Source organism: Gillisia sp. JM1 (genome assembly GCF_000424645.1).
GTDB lineage: Bacteria > Bacteroidota > Bacteroidia > Flavobacteriales > Flavobacteriaceae > Gillisia.
In genome coordinates, this window is record NZ_KE384219.1 from 234339 (window position 1) to 247773 (window position 13435).

General features: G+C 36.2%; 14 protein-coding genes, 1 tRNA gene and 1 pseudogene. 10 read left to right on the forward strand and 6 right to left on the reverse strand.

Annotation, left to right across the window (positions count from 1 at the left end; all coding sequences use genetic code 11):
- Window positions 1-4: 4 nt before the first annotated feature.
- Window positions 5-730 (forward strand): SIMPL domain-containing protein, encoded by a 726-nt coding sequence (locus H033_RS0115375; protein ID WP_026839104.1) that lies wholly within the window; start codon window positions 5-7, stop codon window positions 728-730.
- A 1-nt stretch (window position 731) separates the two neighbouring features.
- Here the strand turns inward: H033_RS0115375 and H033_RS0115380 are convergent, their stop codons facing one another.
- The gene (locus H033_RS0115380; RefSeq protein ID WP_026839105.1) at window positions 732-1370 is read right to left on the reverse strand and encodes a DsbA family protein; all 639 of its coding nucleotides are present in this window, start codon (window positions 1368-1370) and stop codon (window positions 732-734) included.
- Window positions 1371-1425: 55 nt separating this feature from the next.
- On the opposite strand from H033_RS0115380, the gene H033_RS0115385 reads away from it, so the two are divergent.
- The 3 genes from H033_RS0115385 to H033_RS0115400 all read left to right on the forward strand — a co-directional run bounded on the left by H033_RS0115385 (window position 1426) and on the right by H033_RS0115400 (window position 3639).
- A complete protein-coding gene (locus tag H033_RS0115385) occupies window positions 1426-1971 on the forward strand; it encodes a pyridoxamine 5'-phosphate oxidase family protein (protein WP_026839106.1) in 546 nt (181 codons plus the stop codon).
- A 347-nt stretch (window positions 1972-2318) separates the two neighbouring features.
- Window positions 2319-2660 carry a hypothetical protein gene (locus tag H033_RS0115395; protein WP_026837010.1) on the forward strand — a complete coding sequence of 114 codons (342 nt, stop codon included), beginning with the start codon at window positions 2319-2321 and terminating at the stop codon, window positions 2658-2660.
- Window positions 2661-2718: 58 nt separating this feature from the next.
- Complete coding sequence (locus H033_RS0115400) at window positions 2719-3639, forward strand: transposase (protein ID WP_026839107.1); 921 nt, start codon at window positions 2719-2721, stop codon at window positions 3637-3639.
- Window positions 3640-3782: 143 nt separating this feature from the next.
- Here the strand turns inward: H033_RS0115400 and H033_RS0115405 are convergent.
- From H033_RS0115405 to H033_RS0115415, 3 genes are all read right to left on the reverse strand, one after another.
- A tRNA-His gene (locus H033_RS0115405) sits at window positions 3783-3858 on the reverse strand.
- A 59-nt stretch (window positions 3859-3917) separates the two neighbouring features.
- Window positions 3918-4634, reverse strand: coding sequence for a bacillithiol biosynthesis deacetylase BshB1 (bshB1, locus tag H033_RS0115410; protein WP_026839108.1), 717 nt, complete (start codon window positions 4632-4634; stop codon window positions 3918-3920).
- Between the two features lie 26 nt (window positions 4635-4660).
- A complete protein-coding gene (locus H033_RS0115415) occupies window positions 4661-5824 on the reverse strand; it encodes a trans-sulfuration enzyme family protein (RefSeq protein ID WP_026839109.1) in 1164 nt (387 codons plus the stop codon).
- Window positions 5825-6048: 224 nt separating this feature from the next.
- Here H033_RS0115415 and H033_RS0115420 point away from each other — a divergent pair, with 224 nt between their 5' ends.
- From H033_RS0115420 to H033_RS0115445, 6 genes are all read left to right on the forward strand, one after another.
- Window positions 6049-7101, forward strand: coding sequence for an NAD(P)-dependent alcohol dehydrogenase (locus tag H033_RS0115420; protein WP_026839110.1), 1053 nt, complete (start codon window positions 6049-6051; stop codon window positions 7099-7101).
- A 133-nt stretch (window positions 7102-7234) separates the two neighbouring features.
- Window positions 7235-7612 carry a PH domain-containing protein gene (locus H033_RS0115425; RefSeq protein ID WP_026839111.1) on the forward strand — a complete coding sequence of 126 codons (378 nt, stop codon included), beginning with the start codon at window positions 7235-7237 and terminating at the stop codon, window positions 7610-7612.
- 62 nt (window positions 7613-7674) lie between these two features.
- Entirely contained in the window at window positions 7675-8913 is a 1239-nt protein-coding gene (gene hutI, locus H033_RS0115430) for an imidazolonepropionase (protein WP_026839112.1), read from the forward strand.
- Entirely contained in the window at window positions 8913-9908 is a 996-nt protein-coding gene (locus tag H033_RS0115435; RefSeq protein WP_026839113.1) for a formimidoylglutamase, read from the forward strand. The genes hutI and H033_RS0115435 overlap by 1 nt, the downstream gene beginning before the upstream one ends.
- Window positions 9908-10366, forward strand: coding sequence for a GNAT family N-acetyltransferase (locus tag H033_RS0115440; RefSeq protein WP_026839114.1), 459 nt, complete (start codon window positions 9908-9910; stop codon window positions 10364-10366). Before H033_RS0115435 ends, H033_RS0115440 begins: the two co-directional genes overlap by 1 nt.
- Window positions 10367-10490: 124 nt before the next feature.
- Window positions 10491-11291, forward strand: coding sequence for an MBL fold metallo-hydrolase (locus tag H033_RS0115445; protein WP_026839115.1), 801 nt, complete (start codon window positions 10491-10493; stop codon window positions 11289-11291).
- A 131-nt stretch (window positions 11292-11422) separates the two neighbouring features.
- Here the strand turns inward: H033_RS0115445 and H033_RS22535 are convergent.
- Window positions 11423-11627, reverse strand: a pseudogene (locus H033_RS22535) (YkvA family protein); the annotation flags it as partial.
- A gap of 72 nt (window positions 11628-11699) precedes the next feature.
- Window positions 11700-13364, reverse strand: a complete 1665-nt coding sequence (gene treA / locus H033_RS0115455) for an alpha,alpha-trehalase TreA (protein ID WP_231367642.1) — start codon at window positions 13362-13364, stop codon at window positions 11700-11702.
- Window positions 13365-13435: the final 71 nt, after the last annotated feature.

The window sequence follows — 13435 nt, forward strand, 5'->3', positions numbered from 1 at the left end:
TTTTATGAAATACCTAGTTGCTATTATTTTCTCTATTGCTATTGTTTTGGCTTCATTCCTTCTTGGAAATGCTTATATAAAAAGAGCACAGCCGGTTGGGGTGATCTCTGTAACCGGATCTGGAAGCGAGAATTTCACCTCAGATCTTATCGTCTGGGAGGGCCAATTTGTTAGTGTCTTTCCAGTATTAAAACAAGCCTACGAGAATTTGAACTCAGATAAAGAAACCGTAAGAAACTATTTGGTTGAAAAAGGAATTCCTTCAGAAAATATTGTTTTTAATTCTGTACAAACCAATGAGCAGCGAGATAATCAATATCAAAACGGGAATTATGTTGGCAGCACTTTTAAAGCTTATGAATTGATCCAATCGGTTAAAATTGAATCTACAAATGTAGAATTGATAGAATCTGTTTCCAGAGAGATTACTGAACTACTGAATAAAGGAGTACAATTCAATTCCACTCCTCCAAGATATTACTATACAAAAATAGCCGACCTTAAAATTGAAATGATATCCAAAGCTACAGAAGACGCCAGAGTGAGAGCAGAGAAAATTGCAGAAAACAGCGGCGGAAATCTGGGAGAGCTAAATAATGCTAGCATGGGTGTTTTTCAGATCACAGGCCAGAATAGTGGCGAAGATTATAGCTGGAGTGGCGCCTATAACACGCAGGATAAAAAGAAAACCGCCTCTATTACTATGCGTTTGGAATATGAAATTGATTGAGTTAATCTTGGGATGTTTGCACTTGCTTAATAGTAGCATCCAGTTGTTCAAAAGGAACAAAGCCTTGCGCAATTAAATAATATTTATCTTCCTTTTTAAGAATTACTGAAGGAAATCCTGTAACTCCGAAATTGGTAGCTAGTTTAAAATCTTCTAAAGCTTTTTCTTTATAAATAGGGTCTTCAAATTTTCTTCTGAACTCTTCTTGGTCAATGCCATATCTTTCTAAATACGGGAAATATGCCTCAACTATGTTCCAATTGAACCCATCAAAATAAATAGCTTCTTGTATGGTGGCAGCAAAATTAAGTGCTTCTTTTGGCCTTAGATCTTTAACTATGGATAAAGCTATCGAAGGTGGAATGGAATCTAGGATTCTCTCTCCATCTTCTAAAACCTTCATGAATTTATCGCCAAACTCTACCCCTGTTCGCTCTGTTACATTCTTATAAGCACCCTTCAAATAATCTCTTATGGCACTTACAGGTTGTTTGCGCTCACCCGATTGCATCCCGCCTGAAATCACTTGGAAATCGAATTGGTCTTTATAAGTGGATTTTAACTTTTTTATTACCGGAGAGAAACCATAACACCAACTACAAAGTGGATCGTAAACGTAATATATCGTATCTTTAATCATCCTTTTTGTTTAAAAGGCAAAGATAATTTTTCATTTCTAAAATTGAATTAAGCTTATGTTAAACGACTTGTTTCAAGAGGCATGGAAGTCTCTAAATGATGCTGCATCTGGGAAAGAGCACCCCTTTAATTTTTGTACTCTGGCAACCATTGGAAAAAATGCATCCGTGCGACAACGCACTGTTATTTTAAGAGGTGTTACCGAAAATAAAAGTTTGCTGTTTTATACCGATCTAAGATCTAAAAAGATCAAACAGATCGAACATAATTCAAAGGCCAATGGACTGTTTTATGATCCCAAAATTCAACTTCAATTAGTATTTAAGGGAAATATTTTAGTACATACCGACGATGAGGCCTGGGAAGAACATAAAGATAAAATAGATGGGAAGGCGGTGAACAACTACAATACCTTATTAGCTCCCGGGAAACCAATTAAGAATCCATTCTCTGTGGAACGCACCAAAAATTTGAATTTTGGACTCTTGGAATTTAAACCTGTGAAAATGGAGTTTTTAAAGCTCAAAGAAGATTCCAATCATCTCCGGGCTAGATACAAGATAGAGGAAGGGATTTGGAAACAGACCTTTTTGGTTCCTTAATTTATCTTGATTAGATTTCTCTAGTCTAAAAATTCCGCGACTCGTTGCAATAGTAAAAGACTCTTCACTTCGCTGTTATTCGATTAGAATGGCACTTTTTGCTGTAATTCCAACGACAGTAGGGATTTGGTTTATTTCTTTCAATAAGAAGATCCTTTGACAGGCTCAGGATGACGAATAAAAATGAAATAAAAGGGAGTCTTCACTGCGCTATTATTCGATTAGAATGACACTTTTTGCTGTCATTCCGACGAAGGAGGAATCTCAATGAAACCAAATCAGTCTTTTCCAGGATCAAGGAAAAAACTTGGGGAGAAATGTATCTTTGCAAGCAAAACACTTAGAACTTGGATAAAGAATTAGCCCGCTATTTATTGCCAGAAGGCATATTGGAATACTTCGAGATCATCAGTCATAAATCATCAACAGACAAGGTTCATTTCTATTTAGAAGAGAAGAACATTCTACCCAAAGAACATCAATCTGAAATAGCACAATCCAAAGGCTTCTTACCAGAAATAACGGTTGAAGATTTTCCGCTAAGGGGTAAATCCGTATTGCTCCATATAAAACGGAGGCGCTGGACCCTGGTCAATACAGGAGAGATAGTAAAAAGAGATTGGAACTTAATAGCTAAAGGCACTCGGATAACTAACGAGTTTGCCTCTTTTTTAAAAGGTATCGCTTGATACCCACGCTGTAAGTGCTAAACGCTTTGGTGACTATTATAAGACCAATGGTAAAACACTGCAGTACCACTACAAAAATCATCTTAGCGACTTCAAAGATTGGACGCAAAAAGAGCATTCACAGGATTGGCTGCTCTATGGAAAGAACTTGGGCAAATATTTGAGTTTAGATGAAACCTCTTTATCCAACGGTGAGCTTTACACTATTCTAACAAACAAAGTAGCCAAGGGAAAGAAAGGCAGCATAGTGGCCATTGTTAAAGGAACCAAAGCAGATGATGTCATTGAGGTACTAAAGGGAATCCCAGTAGAAAGGCGCAATATGGTAAAGGAAGTCACTGTGGATATGGCCGGGAGCATGAATTTGATCGCTAAAAAATGTTTCCCTAAAACCGAAATAGTTACAGATAGGTTTCATGTTCAAAAATTAGCCTCAGAAGCAGTGCAAGAAGAACGTATCCGATTAAGGTGGGAAATTATAGAAGAAGAAAACAAAGCTATTGAAGAAGCCAGGAAAAATCAAAAAACATATAAACCAGAGCTTCTCGGTAATGGGGACACGCACAGGCAGCTGCTCGCTAGAGGCCGATACCTATTGTTCAAATCAAAAACCAAATGGACAGCAAGACAAATAGAAAGGGCCGAAATATTATTTGATCTATACCCAACTATTGAAAAAGCATACAACTTCTCTCAAGGGCTAAGCCATGTTTTTAGAAACAACACGAACAAAGATATAGCTAGGCTGAAATTGGCGCACTGGTACAATAAAGTCGAAAATTCCGAATTTAAGTCTTTCAATACCATTGCAAGATCCGTACAACTGCACTACGAGACCATCCTAAACTATTTTAACAACAGAAGCACCAACGCTTTAGCGGAATCCTTTAACGCAAAAATAAAAGAATTCAGAGCTTCATTTAGAGGTGTCAGGGATGTGAAATTCTTCCTCTATAGACTAACTAAATTATATGCATAATTTTTGAGCTCCCCAATAATATGGTTTGACCCCTTTTCCAGAGATTCCTCACTTTATTCGGAATGACAATTTTATAAAAATTTTAACCCAGCCAAAAACCTAAAACAAAAAAAACTCCTTAGTTTCCTAAGGAGTTTAAAAAAGGGTGGAAGACCGGGTTCGAACCGGCGACCCTCGGTACCACAAACCGATGCTCTAACCAGCTGAGCTACAACCACCATTTATTCGCGGATGCAAATGTATATTTTTTCTGTAATTCTGCAAAGAAAAAAATGAAATTAAATTAGGTCAAAAATAGAATCCACTGCAGGATAACGTTCTACGGTAAAACCTTCTGCATGTTCAGTTCCAATAAGTCTTCCCAAGTCTCTTGCGCGATAGGTAATACTATCAAAAAAGTTATCGCTAGAGATAGGTGTTGCGGGTTCACTACTATCTTTATCAAAAAACTGTGTCTTATAAGCCTTCACAGAATTCAACTTTATATCCATATATCCGGTAATATCAACTGCAATATCCGGAGTGATATTTTTCCATTGAATATAATGATATACATGCTTTGGCCTCCAAGGCTCCTGCACTACCCCATTATCTTTTGTTTCAATTTTTAAAAGTCCGCTCAAAAAGCAGGCATCGCTCACTAATTTAGAGCCTTTCCCATGATCTATATGCCTGTCATCTATCGCGTTGCAAAACACAATCTCTGGCTTATATTTCCTAATAATTCTTATAACCTCTAACTGATGTTCTTCATTATTGATAAAGAAGCCATCTTTGAATCCTAAATTTTCTCTTATTTTTAAGCCAAGTATCTTGGCCGCATCTGCAGCTTCTTGGTCTCGGGTTTCAGCAGTTCCGCGAGTACCCAGTTCTCCACGAGTAAGATCTAGAACTCCGACTTTTTTACCTTTATCTACCTCCTTAGCGATTGTTCCTGCACAACTCAACTCAATATCATCGGGATGTGAGCCAATGGCCAAAATATCTAATTTCATATAAGTAATATTCTCTCTATTATTTTTTAAGACTTTAATTCTTTAACAGCCTCCAAAGCCTGCTCTAAATCTGCAATAAGATCTTCTTTTTCTTCAATCCCAACAGAAAAACGCATCAGGTTATCTTTGATTCCCTCTGCCTCTCTTTCTTCGGCGCTTAACAATGCGTGAGAAGTTAATGTTGGTAAAAGAATGGTAGACTCAACTCCTGCAAGACTCATTGAAGGCTTTATCATCTTTAATTGCTTCTGAAATAAAGAAGCATTTATACCCTCTTTCAATTCGAAAGAAAGCATTCCTCCAAAACCTCGCATTTGAGATTTCGCTAGCTCATGATCTGGATGCGATTTTAATCCTGGATAGTATACTCGTTCCACATCTTCATGCTTTTCCAGGTACTTAGCCAGTTTTTTAGCATTCTTATTCTGAGCTTTAACTCGTAAGCCCATTGTTTTAATACTTCTTTCCAAAAGCCAAACGGTATAATCGCTTAAATTACCTCCAAAATTCTTAGCTAACTGAAAAATGGTATCAATATGTTCTTCCGTAGAAATAACAGTACCAGCCAGTATATCACTATGACCACCCATGTATTTAGTAGCAGAATGGATAACAACATCTATCCCGAAATCTATAGGATTCTGATTCACCGGAGAAGCAAACGTATTATCTATCATACTTACAAGGCCGTGCTCCTTAGCAATTTTTGATATTGCTTTAAGATCTGTAATTGTAAGTAACGGATTGGAAGGCGTCTCTATATAGATAATCTTAGTATTCTTTTTGATCTCAGCTTCAAAACTTTTAGGCTTTAAGTCTTTTGTGAATGAATAGGATATTCCGAATTTTTCAAACTCCTCAACTATCAGGTTTCTAGTTCCGCCATAAAGGGTGTTTTGCAGCACCACATGATCTCCACTTCGTAAAAATGCCAACATAGCCGTACTTACTGCAGCCATTCCGCTCCCAAAGATCAAGGCAGCTTCTCCGTTTTCTAAAGCAGCCATTTTCTCAGCTAATGCAACCTGATTAGGTGTATTAAAATATCTTGGATATCGTTTCACCTCTACATCTTCAAAAGCATAGGAAGTAGACATATATAATGGGGAAATAGCCCCTTTAAACTGAGTATCATTTAATTCTCCTGCATGAGTGCAACGAGTGTTAATTCCAAGTTTTTTATCAATCATAAGCTTTGCTATTTAAGTATTCAAAATTTTGCTCTAATGTAAAAAGAATTTATCTAAACTCTTTTCAACAAAAGCTAATATCATAAATTCTGAAACTATTTTTCAGAAATAATAACCTGTGTTAATATATAGAGTTAAACTTAGTTTAAAGTCCATGCATTCCACACTTCCACAATCGATAATCCGTATCTTGGTATCGTCAAAATAATATGAAAAAGAAAATTATGAGCGAAGTTAAAGCATATGCTGCATCATCTAAAACTGCAGAACTGGAACCATTCAAGTTAGAAAGAAGAGATATCACTAAGGAAGATGTAGAAATAGATATTCTTTACTGTGGAGTTTGTCACAGTGATATTCATACTGTGAAAAACGATTGGAAAAACTCTCAATATCCCGTAGTACCAGGACACGAAATTGTTGGCCGTGTAACCAAAGTTGGTGATAACGTTCCGAATTTTAAAGAAGGAGATCTAGTTGGAGTTGGATGTATGGTAGATTCTTGCCAAACTTGCGATTCTTGTAAGGAAGATCTGGAACAGTATTGTGAAAATGGTGCGACTTTCACTTATAACAGTAAAGACAAACATTTAGGAGGACATACTTTTGGAGGATATTCAGAGAAAGTAGTAGTAGATAAAAAATTCGTACTTAACGTTCCTGAAAATCTAGATCTCGAAGCGGTAGCTCCCCTACTATGCGCAGGTATTACAACCTTTTCTCCTCTTAATCATTGGAATGTGAAAAAAGGAGACAAAGTTGGTGTAATTGGTCTTGGCGGATTAGGACATATGGGAATTAAATTTGCTCATGCAATGGGTGCTCATGTTGTAATGATCACTACTTCCCCAGAAAAAAGTAAGGATGCTACCAAATTAGGAGCAGATGAAGTTTTGATCTCCAAAGATGAGGGCGAAATGAAGAAACATGCTAATTCTTTCGATTTCTTACTGAATACTGTACCTGTTGGGCATGATACCAATCCTTATATCGCATTACTTAAAAGAGATGCGACAATGGTACTGGTTGGAGCAGTAGAACCTTTAGATCCAATTCATGGAGGTGGTTTAATTGCCAGTAGAAAAAGTATTGCTGGTTCTCTTATTGGTGGAATCAAGGAAACACAGGAAATGTTAGATTTTTGTGGGAAACACAATATAGTTTCGGATGTGGAGATGATAGATATCCAAAACATCAATGAAGCTTATGAAAGAGTTCAGAAATCTGATGTGAAATATCGATTTGTGATAGATATGAAGTCGCTTAAGGAGAGCTAAACCCTTTTCCAAAATAATTTATTGAGGTTGCTTTTAAAGTTCATACTTTAGGTCATCTGATTAACTTTCAGATTGTGCTGAATTGAGTTTTAAAAGCAGCCTCTTTTTAATTTAACAATTAACCAAATACAACATGGGAATATTTTCATCTTTATTAGGAAATGCAGGCAGCATAGAAACAGCTGTTCTGGAAAAGGATTATGGGAAATTATTAATTCCTTCGGAAACTATTGAAGCTGGATTCAAATTGATAAGAGACACTTTTATATTTACAGATAAAAGATTGATCTTAATAGATGTACAAGGCTTGACAGGTAGAAAAATGGAGTATTTCTCGGTAAGCTATCGAAGCATTTCTAGATTTAGTGTTGAAACCGCTGGAAGTTTCGATCTGGATGCCGAATTAAAGATCTGGATCTCTGGAGAACAAAACCCTTCCATTTCAAAAAGATTCAATAAGAGTGTGGATATTTATGAAGTCCAGAAGATCTTGGCGGAACATATCTTATAAAGTAAGCTTTCAATTTCTTAAATGTAGAGCGAAAAACCTACAGGCTTTTTTATCTTTACACTATGAAATTACTTTTTACGAATATTGAAGAACTGCTTCAAGTTAGAGAAGCTTCTGTTTTAAAACTTTCAGGAAAAGAGATGAATATACTTCCAACAATCAAGAATGCTTGGTTATTAGTGGAGGATGATAAGATCTCCGACTATGGAAAAATGGATGACCTTTCTGAGATTTCAGCAGATAAAACTATAGATCTCACCGGAAAAATGATTCTTCCCAGCTGGTGCGATTCTCATACCCATATTGTATACGCGGGGAACAGAGAACAAGAATTTGGACAGCGAATTAGTGGTCTATCTTATGAAGAGATCGCCAATAATGGCGGAGGAATTTTAAATTCTGCTACAACTTTACAAAACACTTCTGAAGAGGATCTTTACGATCAATCTGCAAAAAGACTAGAGGAGGTTATTCAGCAAGGTACCGGCGCAGTAGAGATAAAATCTGGGTACGGATTAACAAAAGATGCTGAGCTCAAAATGCTTAGAGTGATAAAAAAATTACAGCAGAATTACAGCCTACCTATAAAAGCTACCTTTTTAGGAGCTCATGCCCTACCCTTAGAATATAAAAATAAGAAAGAGGAATACATAGATCATGTGATCAATGAAATTCTTCCTACAGTTGCAGAGGAAAATCTTGCGGATTATATCGATATTTTTTGCGAACAAGGATATTTTACGGTAGAAGACACCAATAAATTATTAAAAGCTGCAGCCAAATTCAATTTACGTCCTAAAATTCATGTGAATCAGTTCAACGCAATTGGTGGTGTGCAGGCAGGAGTAGAAAACAATGCTCTAAGTGTGGATCATTTAGAAGAAATGAAACCAGAAGACATCCAGGCATTGAAGAATTCTGAAACCATGCCAGTAGCATTACCTGGATGTTCACTCTTTTTAAGCATTCCTTATACCCCGGCAAGAATGATAATTGATGCAGATTTGCCACTTGCCCTAGCTACAGATTTTAATCCAGGAAGTGCCCCCAGCGGAAATATGAACCTAGTGGTATCTTTAGCCTGCATTAAAATGAAAATGACTCCGGAAGAAGCCATTAATGCAGCAACTATAAATGGCGCCTACGCTATGGATTTAAGTGAAAAAGTAGGGAGTATTACCAGAGGTAAGCTTGCCAATTTAATAATAACAAAGGCTATTCCATCTTACACATACATTCCGTATGCTTTTGGGAGTAATCCTATTGAAGCAATTTATATTAAAGGAAAATTGATCAAGTAATGGAAGGGATTAAAATATATAATTTAAAGGACGTCGAGAAGATTATAAAAACTCGAGATGGAGAAACCAAGTTTGGGGAGCGGGTACATTTTATAGAGGATCTCGAGAACTTGGCTACTATTGATGCCAAATATGTACTTTTCGGGATTCCAGAGGATATTGGAGTGCGTGGAAATCTAGGTAAAGCTGGAACTTCAGGCGCGTGGAAATGCTGTTTAAATTCGCTCTTGAATATTCAGGCAAATCAGTACACCAAACCAGAAAAATTGATTTTACTAGGTGAAGTGGATTGTGGAGAGGCAATGAAAAAGGCTTCGAACATAGATCCTGCAGATCCTAATTATTATTTAAAACTGGGAGATCTTATTAGCAAAATAGATGAAGTAGTAAGTGGAATTGTCGCTAAGATCATTTCCGCAGGGAAGATTCCAATAATAATTGGCGGCGGGCACAACAATGCCTTCGGAAATATTAAAGGGGCTTCTGAAGCTCTAAAAAAACCGCTGAATGTTTTAAATATAGATGCCCATACCGATCTTAGAAGAACCGATTACAGGCACAGTGGTAATAGCTTTAGCTATGCAAGAAAAGAAAACTTTCTAGGGAAATATCGAATTTTCGGACTGCATCAAAATTATACTCCAGAATATATTTTCAATGAAATGAATCAATCTGCGAACGATGGCTATCGTCTATTTGAACATTTAATTTTAATGCCTTCAGAAAAGATCGTTAAATCGTTTAGAGAAGAGATGGAATTTGTATCTCACGATAATTTTGGATTAGAACTAGATTGCGACGCAATAAAGGGCTTTCCCAGCAGCGCTCAAACTCCAAGTGGATTTGCGATTAATATGATAAGAAATTTTATCAGAATTGCTTCAGAAGAGGAACATGTAAAATATTTGCATATTTGTGAAGCTGCACCTACAGTGGAGACAGGGAACAAAATAGGAAAAGCTTTAAGTTATTTTATAACAGATTTTATTATATAATGGAAATACTATCATACTCCCCAAAATATGCCGAAGACTTTAAAAATCTTAATATCGCGTGGCTAGAAAAATACTTTTGGGTAGAACCGCATGATGAAGATGTTCTTGGGAATCCAGAGAAATACATCATAACACCGGGTGGAAATATTTTCTTTGTGAAAGATAATGAAGAAATAATAGGGTGTGTAGCCTTAATGAAAATGGAAGACGATATTTTCGAACTTACAAAAATGGCCGTAATTCCTGCTGCCCAGGGAAAGAATATCGGGCAAAAACTAATGGAACATACCATTAATTTCACCAAGGATAAAAATTGGAAAAAACTAATAATCTATTCCAATAGGAAACTTGAAAACGCTATTTATATTTATAAAAAATATGGATTTGTTGAAATCCCTATCGAAGAAAACAATCCGTATTCCAGAGGAGATATTAAGATGGAGTTGCACCTTTCATAAATATTTATTAATTGCGAGGGATTCCCTCCTAGCTTTCATAAATTTATGTAATCAACACAAACAAGGCCCCTTACGGGGTTTTTTTGATTGACAAAATTTATACTAATTAACTAAAACATTCAAAATGAAAAGATCAATAATTGCCATATTTTGCATGGGTGTATTGTTTAGCTCTTGTAAAAATGAAGAGAAAAATGAAGCGATTTCTGAAACTGAGCTTACAGCTGAAGTAGATCAGGAAATGGAAACTTCAAATGCTACTTTGGAAATTGAACCTATCTCTCACGCTACAGCTTTGTTAAAATGGGGAGATGCAGTGATCTATACAGACCCTGTTGGCGGAGCTGATGTTTTTGAAGGTAAAGCTGCACCTAGTTTTGTTTTGATCACAGATATTCACGGAGATCATATGGATGCTAAAACTTTGGAAGCACTCAATTTGGGAGATACAAAGATCATTGTTCCAAAAGCGGTTAAAGATCAATTGCCAAAAGAGATGGAAGCTAATTTAATTGTAATGAACAATGGCGATACTAAAGAAATTATGGGGTTTTCAATTAAAGCAATCCCAATGTATAATTTACCTGAAGCCAAAGATGCAATGCATACTAAAGGAAGAGGTAACGGCTATGTAGTTGAAAAGGAAGGTCAACGTTTATATATTTCAGGAGATACTGAAGACATCCCAGAGATGAGAGACTTGGAGAATATAGATGTAGCATTAATTTGCATGAACTTGCCATACACTATGACTGTAGAAGATGCAGCAGATGGAGTTTTAGCATTTGCACCGAAAAAAGTATATCCATACCATTACAGAGGAAAAGATGGACTTGCAGACGTTTCTAAATTCAAGGATTTGGTAAACAAAGGGAGCAAGGAGATTGAAGTGGTTCAATTGAACTGGTATCCAGAAATGAAGTAAAATGACAAGCTAAAAATAACCGGTCTTTGCTTGAAAATAGGTGAACAGGTTATAGATCACAAATAACCATAATAAAAGGATGATAAAAGCAACAATATAATTGTTCTTTTTCATCCTTTTTGGGTTTTTAATCGCCGTTGCCCTAGCCTCAGTAATTACAATTTCCGGTATCAGTTTTATGGATACCGTTATTAATAGTGGCACTAGAATTAGGTCATCTAGAATACCTAAAACGGGAATAAAGTCGGGTATTAAATCAATAGGACTTAATAAATATCCCACTGTTATACCTATTAGTAATTTTGCAGTCCATGGAGTTCGAGGATCGCTATAAGCGATAGATAAAACCTGGATCTCGTTCTTAAGCTTCTTAACCTTTGATTTAAGTTTATTAAAAAAATCCAATTTTTATTCTTTGGATAATTTCTGAAAAACACCATTGGTCCAGCCAAATCCGTCCTGTGTTGGATACTCTCCTCCCCCGCTTTCCTTGGACAAATCCTCCACATTATATTTTTCAAGCATCTTAAACGTTTTTTGATATACTCCTTTATTTATTTCAATCCATCTATCCTTTATCTCATTTGCCAGTACAGTATAGCCGTAATTTCTTAAACCTTTAATGGCCATCCATTGCAATGGTGCCCAGCCATTGGGCGCATCCCATTGCTGTCCGGTATGGTTGGGCGTTGTAACTAGCCCACCGGGTTTTAAGAAAATTTCCTGGATTTTTTCCTGCACCAGCTCCGCCTGATTTTCTTCAGCAAAATTGAAGAATAAGGGATAAACCCCTGCAAGGGAAAAAACTTCAGTCTGGGAATTGTTTTTAAAATTATAATCCATGAAAAATCCCTTTTCAGCATTCCAGCAATATTTTAATATCGCTTCTTTACGGCTTTGGGCTTTATCACTGAAAATTTCAGATTTCACTGGATCACCTTCTAATAGATAAGCTTTGGATAAAGTCATCTCTAAATTATACAACAGCGAATTTAAATCTACTGGAATAATATCTGTTGTATGGATAGTTGAAAGTTCGTAATCTCCATCTACTTTATCCAGCCATCTGCTCGAGAAATCCCAACCCGACTCTGCTCCTGCCCTTAAATTCCTATAAATATCGTCCTGCTTAAGCTTAGGGAAATCTGAAAGTGCTTTATCTGCAGTGGCAACATCTTCACGGTAACTTTCCGGACGGGGTGTGTTTTTATTATCCCAATATCTATTAAGTATCGAACCATCGGGCATCATTACCACGCGTAAATAATCTTCTTTACTGGAATTAATTTCTTCATTTCCTTTCATCCAAAAATTGTATTCTTTTTCCAGGGGTTTTAAATATTCTAAATAAACAGAATCGGATTTGTTATCTGCAAGAATTTCTACCATGAGGGAGTAAAAAGGGGGCTGGGACCTGCCTAAATAATAGGTGCGATTGCCATTTGGAATGAAACCTTTTTCATTAATAAGGTATGAAAAATTATCTATCATGTTTTCAATGGTCTCTAGCTCATTATCCTCAGCTAAACCAAGCATGGTAAAATAACTATCCCAGTAATAAACCTCTCTAAACCTTCCTCCAGGAACTATATAAGGTTTTGGTAATGGGATAAGGGTTCCCGATATTTTTTTATCTGCCGGGCGTTTTAAAACACTCCATAGTTTTGCTATATGAGTGTTGATAGAGGAAGAATCTGTTACATACATGGATGAAACGGAAGGAAGCTCAAAATTATTTGCCACAAACTCCCTAAGGGATGTAGATGATTTGTCTTTTAAATCGGCATATTTATTTTTAATTACATCCACATCGTATAATGGGACGGCATCTACAAAAGTTTTACTATCCTCAAAAATATTTTTGTCGGACTGGACATCATAGAATAGTGGCCCGTAAAGTTCTTCTGGAGGTAATATTTTATTGTTTTGCTCCTCAATAATTTTGCTGGAGGTACAGCCGGAAAGTATAATAAGAATTAAATAGTTGAATAAAATATGGGAAAAAGATCTCTGCATTTTCATAGTTATTGTATTGATTACAACATTATAAATAAAAGCCTTAGCTTTTGTCATTACTGAAGTGTAGCTAATATAGCAGGTTATTTTTCAACTTCTAATTCCCGCCCCTAAAAACTATTTTTTTT